This is a genomic window from Flavobacterium limnosediminis JC2902, assembly GCF_000498535.1.
Taxonomy (GTDB): Bacteria; Bacteroidota; Bacteroidia; order Flavobacteriales; family Flavobacteriaceae; genus Flavobacterium; species Flavobacterium limnosediminis.
Genome location: NZ_AVGG01000001.1, coordinates 51,229 through 70,142 on the forward strand (window position 1 = coordinate 51,229; position 18,914 = coordinate 70,142).

General features: G+C 40.3%; 13 protein-coding genes. 3 read left to right on the top strand and 10 right to left on the bottom strand.

Annotated elements, in window-relative coordinates; translation table 11 throughout:
• Positions 1 to 124 precede the first annotated feature (124 nt).
• Both FLJC2902T_RS00255 and FLJC2902T_RS00260 read right to left on the bottom strand, forming a co-directional pair.
• Positions 125 to 2,899: a carboxypeptidase-like regulatory domain-containing protein gene (locus FLJC2902T_RS00255; protein WP_023577767.1), complete on the bottom strand. Its 2,775-nt coding sequence runs from the start codon at positions 2,897 to 2,899 to the stop codon at positions 125 to 127.
• A gap of 43 nt (positions 2,900 to 2,942) precedes the next feature.
• Positions 2,943 to 3,830: a GLPGLI family protein gene (locus tag FLJC2902T_RS00260; RefSeq protein WP_023577768.1), complete on the bottom strand. Its 888-nt coding sequence runs from the start codon at positions 3,828 to 3,830 to the stop codon at positions 2,943 to 2,945.
• A 109-nt stretch (positions 3,831 to 3,939) separates the two neighbouring features.
• Between FLJC2902T_RS00260 and FLJC2902T_RS00265 the strand changes: the two genes are divergently transcribed.
• The 3 genes from FLJC2902T_RS00265 (at position 3,940) to FLJC2902T_RS00275 (ending at position 5,814) form a co-directional block, all read left to right on the top strand.
• Positions 3,940 to 4,731, top strand: a complete 792-nt coding sequence (locus tag FLJC2902T_RS00265) for a hypothetical protein (RefSeq protein ID WP_035676518.1) — start codon at positions 3,940 to 3,942, stop codon at positions 4,729 to 4,731.
• The gene (locus FLJC2902T_RS00270; protein ID WP_023577769.1) at positions 4,731 to 5,345 is read left to right on the top strand and encodes a deoxynucleoside kinase; all 615 of its coding nucleotides are present in this window, start codon (positions 4,731 to 4,733) and stop codon (positions 5,343 to 5,345) included. The genes FLJC2902T_RS00265 and FLJC2902T_RS00270 overlap by 1 nt, the downstream gene beginning before the upstream one ends.
• Before the next feature lie 103 nt (positions 5,346 to 5,448).
• A complete protein-coding gene (locus tag FLJC2902T_RS00275; protein WP_023577770.1) occupies positions 5,449 to 5,814 on the top strand; it encodes a hypothetical protein in 366 nt (121 codons plus the stop codon).
• 59 nt (positions 5,815 to 5,873) lie between these two features.
• Here the strand turns inward: FLJC2902T_RS00275 and FLJC2902T_RS00280 are convergent, their stop codons facing one another.
• The 8 genes from FLJC2902T_RS00280 to FLJC2902T_RS00315 form a co-directional block, all read right to left on the bottom strand.
• A complete protein-coding gene (locus tag FLJC2902T_RS00280; RefSeq protein ID WP_035676521.1) occupies positions 5,874 to 8,348 on the bottom strand; it encodes a beta-mannosidase in 2,475 nt (824 codons plus the stop codon).
• Positions 8,348 to 9,016, bottom strand: a complete 669-nt coding sequence (locus FLJC2902T_RS00285; RefSeq protein WP_035676524.1) for a copper homeostasis protein CutC — start codon at positions 9,014 to 9,016, stop codon at positions 8,348 to 8,350. The genes FLJC2902T_RS00280 and FLJC2902T_RS00285 overlap by 1 nt, the downstream gene beginning before the upstream one ends.
• Positions 9,016 to 10,014 carry an isoaspartyl peptidase/L-asparaginase family protein gene (locus FLJC2902T_RS00290; RefSeq protein WP_023577773.1) on the bottom strand — a complete coding sequence of 333 codons (999 nt, stop codon included), beginning with the start codon at positions 10,012 to 10,014 and terminating at the stop codon, positions 9,016 to 9,018. Before FLJC2902T_RS00290 ends, FLJC2902T_RS00285 begins: the two co-directional genes overlap by 1 nt.
• A 55-nt stretch (positions 10,015 to 10,069) precedes the next feature.
• Positions 10,070 to 12,337: a glycoside hydrolase family 20 protein gene (locus FLJC2902T_RS00295; protein WP_035676527.1), complete on the bottom strand. Its 2,268-nt coding sequence runs from the start codon at positions 12,335 to 12,337 to the stop codon at positions 10,070 to 10,072.
• A 97-nt stretch (positions 12,338 to 12,434) separates the two neighbouring features.
• On the bottom strand, positions 12,435 to 15,020 hold the full coding sequence (locus FLJC2902T_RS00300; protein ID WP_023577776.1) for a sodium-translocating pyrophosphatase: 2,586 nt from the start codon (positions 15,018 to 15,020) through the stop codon (positions 12,435 to 12,437).
• Between the two features lie 114 nt (positions 15,021 to 15,134).
• Positions 15,135 to 15,665 carry an inorganic diphosphatase gene (locus tag FLJC2902T_RS00305; protein ID WP_023577777.1) on the bottom strand — a complete coding sequence of 177 codons (531 nt, stop codon included), beginning with the start codon at positions 15,663 to 15,665 and terminating at the stop codon, positions 15,135 to 15,137.
• A gap of 108 nt (positions 15,666 to 15,773) precedes the next feature.
• Positions 15,774 to 16,376 (bottom strand): DNA-3-methyladenine glycosylase family protein, encoded by a 603-nt coding sequence (locus tag FLJC2902T_RS00310; RefSeq protein WP_023577778.1) that lies wholly within the window; start codon positions 16,374 to 16,376, stop codon positions 15,774 to 15,776.
• The gene (locus FLJC2902T_RS00315) at positions 16,376 to 18,856 is read right to left on the bottom strand and encodes a DUF5686 and carboxypeptidase-like regulatory domain-containing protein (RefSeq protein WP_035676530.1); all 2,481 of its coding nucleotides are present in this window, start codon (positions 18,854 to 18,856) and stop codon (positions 16,376 to 16,378) included. Before FLJC2902T_RS00315 ends, FLJC2902T_RS00310 begins: the two co-directional genes overlap by 1 nt.
• Positions 18,857 to 18,914: the final 58 nt, after the last annotated feature.

An 18,914-nucleotide genomic window follows, 5' to 3' on the forward strand; every position in this document is an offset into this window, starting at 1 on the left:
TTTTATCAGAATAGTTTCCATTATCAAAATACCTTACTGCAAACATTAACCCAAGACTTATGAAAACAATTCTCTTCGTGATCTTTACAATTTTTTCGTGTTTCGTTTCCATACATTTAAAAATCTATAACGCATATTTCAGACTCAAAATCAGATAACGCGGCTGAACGGCATACGTTGAAAAACTGCTTGTTCCTCCCAACTGACTAAAACTACTGTCATTAATTGATTGCGTATCCAATAAATTCGTTCCCGATAATTTCCACTCCCATTTGCTGTTTTTCTTCTGATACATTAACGAGGCCGATAAGAAATCATATTCCGTATCAGAGGTTTCCGATTTGTTTCGGTTGTGATAGAAGGAGTATTCCGAAGTAAACGAAAAAGCATCCAGGAAATAATATTCTAACGTTACCGACGGACTGTCGACATAAAAAGTATCGCTCGAAAAATCGTTTACGGTATAATTATAAGCAAGTTCCAGATTCGGAATCTTTTTAAAATTGGTTGAGAATTTCAGATTATAATTTTGCGTATAGGATTCTGTGGTTTGTACTTCGGACGGATTGTTGTTCGGATCGGCATCACCATCGATACCAACACGAATATTGTTAAACTTACTCCAATTCAGGCTCGCGCCGAAAGAAGCTTTGTAATACTTAAGAAAAGAACGTCCGTAAGTTCCGCTACCCGAAATGGTCTCATCTGCAAAAGCAGAATCCATGTTAACCGATGATGAAATCTGATTAATTCCCACAAACAACACTTTGCTTTTTATCGCATCCACTTGTTTTGAATAGGTAAGATTCGCAAAAATATTTTCGAAATTGAACATGTTGTATTTGAAGTAACGCAGGGAATGCACCTGAGAAAGCGAATTCTCCAGCATACGATTTCCTCCAAACAAACTGTTGTAATTTGAAAACACATACCCCTCGGCCAATTTATTAATATCGGTAAAATTATTGGTCATGGAATAATTATACGTCAGCGTTTCTGATTTTTTCAATTGCCACAGCGCGTAGAAATCAGGTAGGAATCGGCTGAAAGAGTTCTTATTTGAAGTTCCCAGCTGCTCATCATTGGTATTATAATTGTGCACACTGAATCCGGGATTGAACGTGAATTTTCCCGTCATGAACTTATAATGCAAGGCTGCAAAAACATCATTAAAGGCATAATTCACATCATTGTTATTCGCCGGATCATTCAAATCATTCTGAGAACCGTTGTCCAGAATCTGAAAAATATGGGAGTTGAAATTCTGATACGAATAAGTATTCCCGAAAGTGAAATTGATATTACTCTTAGGCGTTACCATGTAATAATAGTCAAACTTAGTATCCACTTTGTTAGTCTTAACAAAACGGTTCTGACTTACATCATCACGAACCCCTGTTCCCTCGTCTATATAACCGGTTAACAAAGGAGCAAAAGGCAACACTTCCAGATTTGCGTTATAAAAAGGGTCTTCGTCCTGATACAAATGCTGCATTTCAAAAGCAAAAACATGCTTGTCGTTCAGTGTATAGTAATAGTTCAGGTTCTGATTCAGAGAGAACGGATTTTGTTTCTTTTGCGAATACACATCATTGTATTGCGGAACCGACGTCCCATTACTATTATTCGTAATTGTCGAATTGGAAATCAATGCCGTATTTTCATCCTGTTTGGATCCTTTAATCAAAGCATCGTAGTCAAAATGTACTTTTTCCGAAGGCACATAGCTCGAACTCAATTTAAAAAATCCTAATTTACTGTCTTGTTTCGTAGCCGCCGTTTCGTCATTGAACGTGGTTGAATTACTACCTTGATCAATACGTGTCGATTTCACATTGGTCAGCAAATCGGTCTGACTTCCCATCATAATCCCGAAACCACTTATCGTCCATGCTTTTGAAGGATTATAACTGAAATTGGCTGCTCCGAATTTCGTATCAATTTCCATTGCCTGATTATTGCGCAGACCCATTATTCCCAAATCGTTGGACGCCACATTAAAACTTGTTCCACCGCGTTTCATCATACTTTTGAATCCGCCGGTAAATTTGAAATAATCCTGCATGGTCAGCGGCAATTCACCAATATTGTTAAAGTTACCGATTACATTGATGCTGTATTTCGGATTATAATAAAACAATTTCGGATTTACAATATGCCGGTCTTCTTCATGGCCGACACCGATTCCCGCAGTGACATCACCAAACCAGAAATTCTTTTTCCCTTCTTTCAGTTTGATGTTAATTGCTACATTTTCCTCGTTATTTTCAAGCCCTTTCAGATTGGAGACTTCGTTATAATTTCGAAGTACCTGAATTTTATCCAAAGCATCGGCAGGGATGTTTTTGGTTGCGATTTTGGTATCTCCGTCGAAGAAATCCTTGCCTTCCACCATTATTTTCTGCACTTTCTTGCCTTCCACCTGAATTTCACCATCCTTGTTCACCTCTACTCCGGGTAGTTTTTTCAGGACGTCTTCTAACTTCCGCTCGGTACCGTTTCTGAAAGAATCCGAATTGTAAATAATCGTGTCACCACTAATAGAAACAGGCATTTCCTTCACGATTTCGATTTCCTGAAGCATCGTTCCTTCTTTCAGAACAATATTCTTTATAATGTTTTGGGTTGTGGTTTTTATAGTAGTCGCATAAGGCTGATAACCGACATAGCTTACCTTGATATCGTAGGTGGTATTGGGACTCAACGAAATCTGAAAACGTCCTTTATCATTCGTTATGGAATAACCGTCCATGGCTTTTGTTGCCTGATTAACGGCCATAATATTTGCCATCTCCAAAGCCACACCGGTGGTATCTTTGATGACTCCTTCAAATTTCACATCCTGTGCGGAAGCTATTGTTGTTATAAAAAGCAGAACAACAAGGTATATGTTTTTCATAAAAAGTAGTGGGAATAAAAATTAAATATTGGGGGTTACTAAATTAATGCCCCATCCTTATTCCTCCTCTGTTGCCGCCTTGTGTCTGGAATTGCTCTCGCATCTCTTCCATTTTCTTTACTACGATTTCATCGTATTCTTTCTGGCTTACTACTTTTCCTTTTTTGGACGGTTTAATTTCTACTTTCTCTTTCGAATTCATAACCAGTTTCGAACACATGATAACGGTTTTTCCATCGTTTACTTCTAAAATCAGTCCCGGTAATCCCCAGTAACCTTCAGGCCCCTGATTGATTGGGATTTCAGGAGTGTACCATGCCGTAATTTCGATTTCTTTCGGCATATCAAATTCAGCCATGAAATTTGTTTTTTTCTCTTTGGATTCTTCCCCTTTTTTTGCCTCCTCTTCTTTTTTAAGACGCGCGTTTCTGAAATCGGAAGCACTCACCGGTTTAATGGCCGTGGCTTTATAGCAGGTATAGTCTCCTATTTTTTTTGTCTCACCGCTCAACTTCCAATTTAGCTTCGGCAAGGAATCAACCACCAAAAACTCTTTGCTCATGAATTCTTTATCCACCGTATAGGTTTTCTCCTTTACATTTTTATAGTAGGTTCCTCCTCCACCCATCATGGAACCCATCATTCTGAAACGGCCGGCACTTTGTCCGGGAGCCTCTAATTTTTCTTCTTCTTTATAGATGGAACTGGTTTTATCAAAGTTAAGAATGAATGTTTTCTCGAACATTTTCTTCATACGTTCCTCCATCATTTTTTTCATTTCCGGAGTCATCTCTTTATTTCCGTCCATCCTGGCCTTGAAATCGGCTGTGCTTGTTTTCGATTCATACACGGCCATCCCCTGAAAATCCTGAGCAAATGAAGCTACCGTTGAGCAAAGTAATGCTAGTAATGCAAATGAAAAATTTTTCATGATGTTTTAGTTATTTAAGATTGATAAGACGATTGAAACCACTTTTTGTTACAAAAATATCTTGTTAGACTACTGTTTTTATAAAAGGTTTATTTGTACTTTGGCTTTTATGCAACATTTAATAAAAATCATTGTTTTCCTAAGTGTGTTTTCCGGATTTTGTCAGCCGAATGACATTTCTTTAAAGCACGTCGGAACGTTTAAAACAGAGGCACAAACTTATATCGGACGCGATGCTTTCGGCAACAATTATACTTTGACAGACAATGTTCTCCGAAAAGAAAGCAATCAAACAAAACAGGAGTACAAAAACATCTCTTTGGGAAAAATCGATCAGGTCGACCTCCAGAATCCGTTGCAATTGGTGCTGTTTTACAAAAGAATGAACGCTGTGGTGCTATTGGACAATCAACTGAATGAAACGGTTAAAATCATTTTTTCGGAAACCAATCCGGAACTTCAGCCGCAATGGATAAGAATGGCGTCCCAAAACCAGCTTTGGCTGTTCGATTTTGCAAGCCAGAAACTCGGCCTATACAATTATCTCAAAAGGACGTTCAATCCCATTACGGTTACTTTTGAATCCCCCATTACAGCCACACAATCGGATTACAATTATTTTTATTGGATTAACAAGGATCAGGAACTCTTTGCTTCCAATCTTTTCGGTAAAATCAATTTTCTCGGAAAGGTTCCGGATTTTGATGCGATGCAACTTATCTCTTCGAAACAAGTACTGTTAAAAAAAGGGACTATTTTAAGTATTTACGACCTGGAAAAAGAAACTTCACAAATCCTTCCGATTGCTGAAAAAAGCTTTGACAGTTTTTATTATAAAGACCAAATTTTATCTATTTTTACCAACAACGAAATCAGGAATTATAAAATACTTTTACCATAATGCATATAGCTGTAGCAGGAAACATTGGCGCCGGAAAAACTACTTTAACCCGACTTTTATCCAAACATTTCAAATGGGAACCACATTTTGAAGACGTGGTGGACAATCCGTATCTGGATGACTTTTACCACTCTATGGATCGTTGGTCGTTTAATCTGCAGATTTACTTCCTGAACAGCCGTTTTCGTCAGGTACTGCAAATCCGTGAAAGCGGAAAAAAAATCATTCAGGACCGAACCATTTATGAGGATGCGCACATATTCGCTCCGAATTTACATACCATGGGGCTGATGAGCAATCGCGATTTCGAGAACTATTCCACCTTATTCGAAATGATGGAAAATCTTGTTGGCTCACCCGACTTATTGATTTATCTGAGAAGTTCCATTCCCAATCTGGTATCCCAAATTCACAAACGCGGGCGTGAATACGAAAACACTATTTCCATTGAATACCTGAGCCGTCTTAACGAAAGGTATGAAGCATGGGCACAAACCTATAACAAAGGAAAATTACTGATTATTGATGTGGACAACGTAGATTTCGTTAACAACCCGGAAGACTTGGGCAGCGTAATCAACCGCATTGATGCCGAAATAAACGGATTATTTTAAACAGAAAAGCCCCCTGATTGTGGGGCTTTTTTTGTAACTTTATATATCTCTTTTACATAAAAATACTAATGCTCACTGATTTTCAATTTTAAATCTTTGAGGTATGGAAACACTCTACAAAAAAGCAAAAGTCGTAAGTTTTTTCACAGTTCTGCTTGTGTTTTTGCAAAGTTGTGATACCTACGAAAAGGTTCCAATGAGTTTGGATGAAGCTGTCACTGCCAACAAAAAGGTAAAAGTAATTACCGCTGACAAAAAAACACACAAATTTAAAAAAATACAAATGTCAGACGGCACCTATTACGGACTCACTGAAGTCAGAGATCAAATAGTAAAAACCCCCATGCATAAAAACGAAATACAAAGCATTAATTCAGTCGACAATACAGCCTCCGCGGATGCAACACGAGGAACTGCCAAAATTGCTTTGGTTGTGTTATATGTAATGGGTATAACTACAACACCGTAATTTCACTAAAATCAACAATTACTTTAAACAGAAAAGCCTCTCGAATCATGAGGCTTTTTTTATTTGAATGTATCGAACAACGATTTAAACGTAAAATCTTTCGTCGGTTTTGTTGTGCCGATGACTTTCCTTTCCCCAGGTAACAAATCAAAATAATTATCGCTGAAATGTCCTTTATCGGAATTTAAAAAAACATTTTTAGCCAAAACATCCGTAGTCACTTCAACCGCATTATCACTTAAATGTCTGATTGTGATTTTCGGTTCGCTCAATTCTAAATCTTTTGGTTTTTCAAAATAAAACAACGCCAATTTCACATCCGTATCAGACAAAACAAGCTTCACGGAAAGCACAGACTGTTTGGGATTGAACTTCCCAAACTCTTTTTTGTCAATCGCATAATACACTTTGCTTGTATTTGCTTCTACCTGAACTTCCGAAGCCGATTTCCATAAAACAGCCCCTTTAAAATCTAACAGTTCCAGTTGAAGTTTTCCTTTTTTCGGAGTCAGTTCATCGCTAACCACATAGACTTTATACTGATTCTCTTCTTCTGCAACCGAAAGCAAAACATCTTCAAAGCTTCGTTTCACCTGATAATGAAAAGCTTTCCAATTGCCCAAATAATCCACCGAACTCCACGAGGTCACCGGCCAGCAATCGTTCAGTTGCCAATACAACGTTCCCATACAATACGGTTTCGCCCGACGATGGGCTTCAATCGCGGTTTTCATCCCGTCAGCCTGCAGCAATTGAGAAACATAAACATAGTCTTCAAATTGTTTCGGAACTTTATAATCGCGTTCCATATAGGTTTGAATGGTTTGATAACCTGTTGGATGTTTCTGATGGTTTTTTACCGATTCGGAAGTCAGGCTCAAATCGTTTTCATTTGCGAATGCTTTAAACGTTTCCAGATTTGGCATCCCCTGAAAACCATATTCGCTCATAAAACGACCAACTTTCTTTTTGTAGATCTCAAAAGGTTCCATCCCCCACCAAACGCCCCAGTAATGGGAATCGCCCTGCAGCAGACTTTCTTTCCTACCCCAACCAATGGACGGTGATGACGGCCAGTACAAGTTCTTTTCCTTTGCCAGCAAACTGTCCAGCGTTTTCGGAATCAGTTCGTGAAACAGCTTTTTATAGTCATTCCATATCTTAGTCGAATCCGCAGCGGAATACTTGTATTGTTTTTGCCAGCCCCAATTGTGCCAGCCTTCATCATTCTCATTGTTTCCGCACCAAAGTGCCAAACTCGGATGATTTTGCAAACGGTTTACGTTATCGACGACTTCCTGTTTTACGTTATTCAGAAAGTTTTTATCGCCCGGATACATCGCACAGGCAAACATGAAATCCTGCCAGACCAGAATACCCTTTTTATCGCATTCGTCGTAAAAAGCATCATCGGCATACACACCACCACCCCAAACGCGCAACATATTCATATTCGCATCCACGGCATTTTTAACGATGCTTTTATACACCGAATCTTTAACTCTAGGCAGAAAACTGTCAGGCGGAATGTAATTGGCGCCTTTCATAAAAACCGGAACACCATTGAGTTTAAAATAAAAACTTTTTCCGATGTTGTCCTTATCCTGAATCAATTCGATGGTTCGCAACCCGACATTCAATTCTTTTTGATCCGAATTTCCGTTTTTATCCGAAAGCGAAATAACGAACGGATACAGATATGCTTCGCCTAAACCGTTACTCCACCAACGTTTCGGATTTTTGATTTCGTAATCGATTTTCAGTTGATTCCTGCCTTTTTTAAGTGAATAGGTTTCCGATTTACCGTTGACTTTCAGCAGATACTTCCCGGATCTATGACAACTCACCTCAGCGGTGAAAAGCAATTTCGCCTCTTTATCCGAAAGTAATTGTTGTTCGAATTTTATATTTTCGATTTTCGCCGAATTCCAGAAATGCAATTGCGTTTTTTTCCAGATTCCAGCCGTTACGAATCGTGGCCCCCAGTCCCAACCGTACTGATATTGGGCTTTTCGGGTAAATATTTTCTCATCGCCCGGCAACGTATACTTAAGTTTTTTTGCTTCCTCTTTTCCTTTTTTTACTGCAGATTGAAAAACAACAACCAATTTATTTTGTCCGGCTTTCAGCTGTTTCTTAACATCGATTTTCCAGGTTCGGAACATGTTATCGGCTTTTAAAACCGATTTTTCGTTCAGAAAAACTTCGGCATAAGTGTCCAAACCGTCAAACTGAAGATCAATGTTTTCGTTTTTAAAATCTTGGGCAGAAATAAAAAAATTGGTTTCATATTCCCAATCTTCGTTTTCAATCCACTGCAATTGCTTTTCATTCGCTCCGAAAAAAGGGTTCGGAATAACTCTATTAGTAAACAAATCCGAGTGAACGGTTCCCGGAACAGAAGCAGGAAGCCATTTCGCGTCGCCTTTCTTTCTGAAATTCCAGTTTTCCTTTCCCAAATCGGAATGGAAATTTTGAGCCAAAACCATAATCGGCAAACAGAAAACAAAAAGAAACCTCAAAAGATTTTTCATTACTGTAAGTTTGACTTCAAGGCTTTAACCTCATCAATATTTGCGATTTCACTTTTATCCGTTATTGCTGAAGAATGATAAAAACCGGCATTGGTTTGCTGTTGTAACATCTTTATATTGTTCGAACGCAATCCGCCGCCCGGCATGATCGTAATCCGGTTATCAGCCTTTTCAACCAATTTCATTAAAACCGAAATTCCTTCGATCACATTTGGCATGGTTCCCGAAGTCAGCAGCGTGGAAAAACCGCATTGTATCACGGCTTCCAAAGAGTGAAAAACTTCAGACACTTCATCAAAAGCCCTGTGGAACGTACATGGAAAAGGTCTCGCCAGTTCCACCAATTCCGAATTCTGCTGAAGATTTACCGTTTTATCTTCGTTTAAAATTCCGAAAACAAATCCGTTTACACCTAAAGTTTTGAATTGCTGTATTTCCTTTTCCATCTGTTGAAATTCCGCTTCCGAATACACGAAATTTCCGCCTCGTGGACGAATCATCACATATATAGGAATTTTTAATCGGTCGAGGGTTTGTCTGACAACCTCTAAATCGGGAGTGGTTCCTCCTTCTTTAATGTTGGCGCAAAGTTCCACTCTGTCGGCACCACCTTCTTGGGCAATTAAAGCCGATTCCAGGTTAAAGCAGGCTATTTCTAATTTTTCCATTATCGCAAAAAGTAATTAGCATCAATTAATTTGTTTCCGGTATCGTCGTATTTAGCGTAATTGAATCCGCCCTGCACGCAATATGCTCCGTGTTCGCCTTTTTTGTTCAATGCAATGAACCCCACCTGGATATCTTTTAAATTTTTATTTCGAATTTTGGTCAGTTTCACAATTCGTGCCACGGCTTCTTCACAGGCTTTTTGCGGTGATCTTCCGTGACGCATCAGTTCCACCACCAAATGACAACCCGCAATTCGTATTACTTCTTCTCCGTGACCGGTTGCTGTTGCCGCACCGATTTCGTTATCGACATACAACCCCGCTCCGATGATTGGCGAATCACCCACGCGACCGTGCATTTTGTAGGCTAATCCGCTGGTTGTACAGGCTCCCGACAAATTTCCGTGTGCATCCAGGGCAATCATTCCAATGGTATCGTGATTTTCGATATTCGCTTTTGGATGATAATTACTGGTTTTCAGCCATTCCTTCCATTCTTTTTCGGAAGCTTCCACCAACAGGTTTTCTTTTTTATGACCTTGCGCCAAGGCAAATTGCAATGCTCCTTCACCTACCAACATTACATGCGGCGCTTTTTCCATCACAGCGCGCGCTACCATAATCGGATGTTTGATATGCTCCAGACAGGCCACCGAACCGATGTTGGAAAACTCGTCCATAATGCAGGCATCCAGCGTCACTCTTCCGTCGCGATCGGGCCTTCCGCCGTAACCTACACTGCGCTCGTTCGGATCACCCTCGGGAATTTTCACGCCGGCTTCTACCGCATCAAGAGCACGTCCCCTGTTTTTCAACACTTCCCAAGCCGCTTCATTGGCAGGGATTCCGAAATTCCAGGTAGAAAGCACGATGGGTTTCGTTGGTTTTACCGAAGAAACAATCATTTCTTCATCTTCCGATTTTCCTCTAAAAGCGTTCAACGCCACTGCAACCGAAGCGATGGCGGTTGTCTTTAAAAAATTCCTGCGGTTTGCCATATTATTTTGTTTAGCCACTAATTACACAAATTAACATACATTTTTATTCTTGAAATTACTCCACCATGATTTCGTCCACGAATAGCCAGCAATCGGAACCTGCACCCGGTTTCCCGTCAGGAATTTTACCTGCATTGGGAGCGATGACTTTGATGTATTTGGTTTTTTGTTTGTCGAATTCGATTATTACAATGCCTTTCATTGTACGGATTTCTTCAGCAGGAACTTTCTTTACCGATTGAAACGATTTTCCGTCGTTGGAAACCAGCACTTCGATGAATTTCGGATAATGGATCCAGCTTCCGTCATTGGTTAACACATCCATTGTTACTTTGGAAACACTCTGTTTTTTCCCTAAATCGATGGTCGCTTCCAAATCTTTTCCCCAGAAACCAATCCAGTCGCGTCCGTATTTTTCCATGTTGCCGCGCATTCCGTCGACCAATGTAAACGGACCTCCAATTCCGTAATTTTCATGCGGTTGATTAACTAGACTTATTTTCTTTCCGGTAGATTTGGTGATGAAAAACGGTTTCTCGATTACGGCGCTTTTTTGTTTTCCGTTTTCGAAATAAGCTGCTTTCACAGTTTGGTTTTTCGTTACCGAAATAGGTTCCTTATATTTTTTTGAATTGGCGGTCGGATTTGTTCCGTCGGTTGTAAAATGAATCCCGGTGTTTGCCGATTTAAGAGTAAAAACGACTTCATCTCCTTTTTCAGACGGACTCACTTTGGAAGTCACTTCGAATATTGCCCGACTGTAATTGATTCCTTTTTTGTCGTATACTGAAAAATGCCGGATCAGTCGGTTTTGGAAACTTTGGTATTTTGTTACGTCAGAAGTTCCCCAAACCACTTCAGCTAAAGCGGCCATTCGCGGCATAATCATGTATTCCACGTGTTCGGGTGTATTCATGTATTCGGTCCACACATTGCCTTGTGCACCCATAATATACTTCGCCTCTTCCGAAGTCAGGTCCTTTGGTGTCGGTTCGAAGGAATATACTTTTTCGACGGTCGTATAACCACCAATAGCTACCGGTTCGTTCTTTGGTTCGCCCTGATAATGGTCGAAATAACAATGCGAACCCGGCGTCATCACGACCTTATGTTTTTGTTTGGCCGCAGCAATACCGCCTTCGGTACCGCGCCAGCTCATAACGGCCGCGTTAGGGGCCAATCCACCTTCGAGGATTTCATCCCAACCGATAATCTGACGACCTTTGGCATTCAGGAATTTTTCGATGCGTCTGATGAAATAACTTTGAAGTTCGTGCTCGTCTTTAAGTCCTTCTTTTTTTATGAGTGCCTGACAATGCGCACAGTTTTTCCAGCGGGTTTTCGGACTTTCATCACCACCGATATGAATGTATTCTGAGGGAAACAAATCGAGTACTTCGATTAAAACATTCTGCAAAAATTCGAATGTTGCTTCCTTTGAACAATACACATCATCCAAAACACCCCACTGGGTAGCTACTTCAAATGGTCCGCCAGTACAGGATAATTCCGGATAGGCCGCCAAAGCCGCTTGGGAATGACCGGGCATTTCTATTTCGGGAACTACGGTGATGTGGCGTGATTTGGCGTAGGCCACAATCTCTTTAATTTCTTCCTGTGTATAAAAGCCACCATACTTTTTATCGTCGAATTTCTGATCGTTATAATGCCCTACCATCGAACCTTTTCTCCAGGCACCAACTTCGGTTAGTTTCGGGTACTTTTTAATTTCGATGCGCCACCCCTGATCTTCGGTTAAATGCCAATGGAAGGTATTCATTTTGTACATCGCCAGATAATCAATGTATTTCTTGATAAACTCCTTCGGAAAGAAATGTCGGCCCACGTCTAAATGCATGCCACGCCAAGCGTATTTCGGTTCGTCTTTAATTTCAAGACACGGAATTTTTACTTCGTTCTCTTTTTCAATCGGAAGCAATTGTTGCAGCGTCTGAAACGCATAAAAAAGTCCGATGTTCCCTTTGGCTGAAATCAGTATTTGTGAATTGATTACTTTCAGTTCATATTCTCCCGATTGATCTTTTTTGGGATTTTCGACCTGAATCTGAATCGTATTTAGCGGACTTTTGGAATTGTCGGTCGTCATCAGTTCAAAACCGTAACTGGTTTTCAAAAACTGATTGAACAGTTTAATTTCGTTGTCACTTTCGGAATTCCCAATGAGAATAAGCGTTCCTCGGTTTAAAGTAAAGTTGCCTTCTTTCTGAATCAGCTCTTTGGGCTGTGGAATTAACGGCAATGCGTTTTGGGCAAAACCAACATTGGTAAGTATAAGCAGAAAAAGCGCAACTATTTTAGGCATTGTAAATCGTGTTGTTGTTTTGGTAAATTTAGTAAAATAAAAAAGTCTCCTATCGCTTTTAATGATTACAGGAGACTTTTTTTACAATTTTAAATACTTATTTCTTTTTAAACGCTTCAATTTTAGCATTGACTTCCGCTTCTGTACCTTCAAAAGTTTCAACTTTTTCCGTTTCTTTTCCGTTTTCCACAGTCGTCGTTTTAATGGTCGCTTTTGTTTTACCATTGTTGGTTTCCTTCTCTATGGAAACGCGTTTCATCACTTCTTTTTTCATACCCCCTTTTCCGGAACAGCATTCCATTTTGCAATCACCACCTTTGAATTTTCCGTTTTCGTCGTAATGAGACAGACACAATGCTGTATCTGAAGGAGAACATCCCATTTCATCACACATTTTTTCGCATTCTTCCTTGGACATTTTAGCCATTTTGTCCATGTCGCATTTCATTTTGTGTCCGGCATGCATTTCTGATTTGGCACAACAGGCTTCTTTTCCTGAATTCGATGAATGTCCATTACCTAAAATTGGTGCCATCACCAATCCGATCAGACACGTTAATTTGATTAGAATATTCATGGATGGACCCGAAGTATCTTTGAAAGGATCTCCGACAGTATCTCCGGTGACAGCGGCTTTGTGCGCATCAGAACCTTTGTATGTCATTTCACCGTTAATCATTACGCCGGCTTCGAACGATTTTTTAGCATTGTCCCAAGCACCCCCGGCATTGTTTTGGAAAATAGCCCAAAGCACACCCGAAACGGTAACTCCAGCCATATAACCGCCTAACATTTCCGCTACCAATTGGTTATTATCAGAATAAACCAATTTACCTAACAATACGATTGCGATTGGGAAACCGATGGTTAAAATTCCCGGCAACATCATTTCGCGTAAAGCCGCCTTCGTAGAAATCTCCACACATTTTCCGTATTCCGGTTTTCCGGTACCTTCCATGATACCCGGAATTTCCTTGAACTGACGACGTACTTCGTAGACCATGTCCATCGCGGCTTTTCCAACCGAATTCATAGCCAAAGCAGAGAATACTACAGGAATCATTCCGCCCACGAACAACATCGCTAAAACCGGTGCTTTGAAAATATTGATTCCGTCAATTCCGGTAAAGGTTACATACGCTGCAAATAAAGCCAACGACGTTAATGCCGCCGAAGCAATTGCAAACCCTTTTCCGGTTGCTGCCGTTGTATTTCCAACGGAATCCAAAATATCAGTTCTGGTGCGCACTTCTTTCGGTAATTCGCTCATTTCGGCTATTCCTCCCGCGTTATCTGAAATCGGTCCGAAGGCATCAATCGCCAATTGCATGGCCGTAGTCGCCATCATTGCAGAAGCAGCCAAAGCCACTCCGTAGAATCCTGCCAGAGCATAAGAAATCCAAATTGCTGCTGCAAACAATAATACTGTCGGGAACGTGGAAATCATTCCGGTTGCCAAACCTGCTATTACGTTTGTTCCTGCTCCTGTAGAAGATTTTTGTACGATAGCCAGAACCGGTTTCGTTCCTAAGCCTGTGTAATATTCCGTTACCGAAGAGATGACACCTCCGACTGTTAATCCGACAATCGTAGCATAGAAAACTCTCATGGACGAAATCTCTTTTAAGCCTTCTCCGTAGAATTCCATTTTCATGGTGGCCGGTAACATATATTGTACTAAGAAGAAACAGGCGATTAATGTCAATCCGATAGCAACCCAGTTTCCAACGTTTAGGGCACCTTGGACTTGCTTTTCTTTGGCATCATTGCTTGATATTTTCACCAAAGTGGTTCCGATAATCGAGAACAGGATTCCGAAACCGGCGATAGCCATGGGTAATAAAATTGGTCCGATTCCTCCGAACGCATCCTGAAGGTTGCCCCCCATATCTTTTATTACATAATTTCCGAGTACCATGGCCGCTAAAACCGTTGCTACGTACGAACCGAACAAGTCGGCACCCATTCCGGCAACGTCTCCAACGTTATCACCAACATTATCCGCGATAGTAGCAGGATTACGCGGATCGTCTTCCGGGATACCGGCTTCCACTTTTCCGACCAGGTCGGCACCCACATCGGCGGCTTTGGTATAAATTCCGCCACCCACACGGGCGAACAAGGCGATTGATTCGGCTCCAAGAGAGAAACCCGCTAACGTTTCAAGAACAATGGTCATATCTTCGGTGGAAGTCCACACCCCATCCATAAAGAAATTAAAGAAGAAAATAAAAAATGATGTTAATCCCAAAACGGCTAACCCGGCTACGCCAAGTCCCATTACGGTTCCGCCTCCAAAGGAAACTTTCAATGCCTGCGGTAAACTGGTACGCGCTGCCTGTGTGGTTCTGACATTTGTTTTGGTTGCGATTTTCATTCCCATATTTCCGGCCAAAGCGGAAAAAAAGGCTCCGAAAACAAACGCCACCACGATTAATATATGTGTAGTAGGCACTATGAAAGAAATACTTGCCAAAGCGATACTCGCTCCAACAACGAAAAGTGCCAATAATTTGTATTCAGCTTTAAGGAAGGCCAATGCCCCTTCGTAGATGTGATCTGAAATCTCTTTCATTTTCCCATCGCCCGCATCCTGCTTTAAAACCCAACTCCTTTTGACCCACATGAAGGCGAGCCCCAACAATGCCATAATAACCGGCACGTAAATCATCATTGATTCCATAAATTTGTTTTTGGTATCTGGTTAATATTCGTAAATATATAGAAACAAAAACAAATAAAAAAGCAATACTCTTTGCAGAATATTGCTTTTTCTATAAAATTTTAGGAAATTTTATTATTTAATACTGAATAATCCAGCCGGCTTGTTTTCGATAGCGTTGAAACGATCCACACATTCCTTAAGAATACGTTTTGCATCGTTAACATCTCCCCAACCTTCAACATCAACTTTTTTGTGTTCCAAATCTTTATATACCTGGAAGAAGTGCTCGATTTCTTTTACCAAGTGCGGGTTCATATCAGACAAATCATCCAATTTGTTCCAGATAGGATCGGAAACCGGTACGCAGATAATTTTCTCATCTGGTCCTTTATCATCGGCCATGTGGAAAACACCGATTGGCTTCACTTCCATTACACAACCAGGGAAAGTCGGCTCATTAACCAAAACCAAAACGTCCAACGGATCACCATCTAACGCTAATGTTTCAGGAATAAAACCGTAATCTGCAGGATACATCATGGACGAGAATAACATTCTGTCGAAACGCATTCTTTTCAATTCGAAATCGTATTCGTATTTATTTCTGCTCCCTCTTGGGATTTCGATTAACACATCGAAAGTTTTAACTTTATCAGCTGTCATTTTATTAACTTTTACGTATTTTGAGGGTGCAAAAGTAGAACAAAATGAACTCTTTTACAAGAAATTAAAACATTTATGGGACAGATTTAGCAATATCGTAACGAAGTTTTAATACGGTTGCTTCCGGCCCCGCTTTTTCAGATAATAATGCCATAGGAAAAAAGTGGCTGCCGAACGATAGGGTTTCCAGTTTTCGGCATAGATGGCCATTGCCTCTTTTTCATGAATATCGAACAATTCTTTTATGGTATTGACAACGGCAATATCTCCAAGCGGAATGATATCGGGCGACTGAAGGCAGAACATCAGATACACATCGATAGTCCAATGACCGATTCCTTTAATTTTTATCAGTTCTTCCCTGATTATGTCCGGTTCTTTCAGCGACAGACTTTCTATATCTAAGATTTTATCTGAAACAGCTTGAGAAAGTGCTTTCAGATAGGTTGTTTTCTGACGGCTTACGCCGCAAGCACGGAAATCCTCATCGGAAAAAACCAATACCGTTTCGGGTGAAAAATCGGGAAGCGCTGTTTTTATTTTATTAAAAGTCGTTTTCGCGGAATCAATCGAAACCTGTTGTTCTAATATAAGCAAACAAAGCGTTTCGAAACCCGGTGGGCGTTGGACAAAAGTCGGCTCACCATATAAATCAACGATACTTTGAAATTTTTCTTCACATTTAAGAAGATGAGCGATGGCATTTTTCATTAGAAATAAAATCCAAATGAGCCCTTAACGGCAAATGTGTTTGCATCGGGAACATCGAGGTAATTTCCTCTCCAGCAGAAATCCAGTCGGAAACACTTAAAAATATTCCCAATCCCGGCATGGTATTCCCAATAGCCATTATCCGGAGCACGGTATTCCAATCCGGAAGCGTTAATGGCAACATTCTCATCCGACACCGTACCCATTATCCCTTTGATACCGACTATCTCTCTCCAGTTTAATTTTCGCAAAAGAGGTACCCTGGAAAAAAGTCTTCCGTTAAAATGATGCTCCAAGTGAACCGAAGCATACCGATCTACCAGAAATTCATAGTATTGCAAGTTACTGAACGTATTCTCTATCTGGAACCATGATTGGTTACCGGGAACTACACCCATCAGTCCCAAAGGAACTTCCCCAAATATTTTTCCGAGCTCCATCGTAGTAAACAATCGACCAAATCCTCCAATAAGAACAGGCTGTCTGTAATAAAACTGAAGTTTTCTGTAATTGAAATCGCTATCCAGAATCCCTTCAAAACCATGACTGTAATTCCCAAAAACCCTTGCGTAATTGTAATCCACTTCCAGCCTTTCCACGCCATGTCCGATAGTTTTGCGGCCGGGAGTGTAGTCAACTCTGAGTTCAACTTCGCTCTGTTTTACTTCACTCTGAATATTCCCTTCCGTGTCATAATAATCCAAACTGAACTGATCCGAAGCGGATTTTAATGTTCTGTAAGTAAGCCCAGTCTCAATGGTTAAATTCTTAACCACTTCCATCTGCGCAGACAGCATTGATAAATTAATGGAGGTCAGCTTATTGTTAGTACCTGTGGAAAACAGTGAACTTGATGCGAAACTACGCCCTAACACATCATTGGTTGTGGTTAAACTTACCCCTATCTGCTCCACATCTCTTCGGTGTCCTACCGATAGTATCAATCTGTTTTTTTTATTTACAAGCCATTTCCCTGAAATACCATATTTAAACTGGTCATCCTTTAAACCATAAGCCACAAATCCCTGTAAACGCCACATATCGTTGGGGCCGAAATAGGTTCTTCCGCCAGCTCTTAATCGTAAACCCTCCACATCATTATATCCGAAAGTGGAAAATATGGGACCGTAGTCAAACTTGTATTTAGGCACCTCAATATAACCACTGGCCAGGACGGTTGCGAGACTATAGATCCTTTTGAATTTCGGAATCGTGTTTAAGGTATCTAAAAGTCCGTAGACTCCCTTCTCATTTTTATTAAGGTTTTCAAAGCGGTTTTCCTCCCAGAATTCGTCGGATTTATTATACACTTCATTATCAAAAGCATCCACTTCCTCTTTGTAGAATTTATCTTCTTTCGGGAGGTTGAATTTATGATTTTTAACCAAAGTCGTTCGTTTCCCGTAAACTCCCTTTGATTTTTCCTTTTTGGAGAAACTGAAATCTGACATCATGTGATCCCGCTTCAACAGAAAAACCGAGTCGTTGAGCACTTCAAATTCCTGCTCGATATAAATCTCTTTCACCCAGTTGATGTTAGCACTTTTACTGGCCTCCATGTTGATTTTCTTGATGGCAAATGTGGTGTCATTCACCCAAAAATCACCTTTAAACGTAAGCTCGTTCTTTCTTCTCGGATAATAAATAATGTTGTAGCACCATTTATTGTCGATGAAAGCACTGTCGGACAGCACGTAATTATATACATTGATTCCGGTGCGGGATAGTGGACTCACGAAATCCTTATCGAAAAATTTGAGGTAATTATTATAGATATCGTATTCGGCGTACAAATCCTTAATGAAAGTACTCACCCCGTCGCCGGTTCCCAAACCTGAGTTTTTATTGGCTTTGATAATTTCTTTCTTTTTCCCATTTGTATTATCGGCATAGACTTCACTCAATGTTTCATTTATGAATATCGGAAGAAAAGCTTTTCCGGTAACCTTGGAAGTATCGATTCTGTCCCAGATAAATTCCATTCCCTTAAAAATCTTATTGGCTTTGAAAGCGCTGTCGATGGAATTCAGATCGAATTCGACTTTTTCGTATTTTTCATACTGATACTGGTCGAACATGTTCAGTCCGTTTTTCCTTTTGCGTTCCCAGATCTTCCTAAGAATATCGATGGCAGGATTGTTCTTTTTTGATGTTTTTCCGGTATAAATTTTAACTTCCTGCAATTGATTGTCCGGTTTGATGGTGATTTTCATATCCAGATCGACCGATTTTGTAAGCGTAATTTCCACGGATTTATAGCCCACAAAAGAAGCTACAAGAATCTTGTATGTTTTATCGGATTGAAGATAAAACCGTCCGTTCTCATCCGAAACGATTCCTTCGGTTGAGCCTTTGAAATAGACATTGGCATAACCCATCGGCTGGTTATTTTCATCATAAACCACACCGCCGACCTTAGTTTGCGCCTCCAGGTTGATCCAAAAAATAAAAAAAAATAAAACCGGAAAAAACTTCTTCATATACCATTTTAAAAAAAAACTTCACCAGCGAATTACTGATGAAGTTTCAAATATAGCA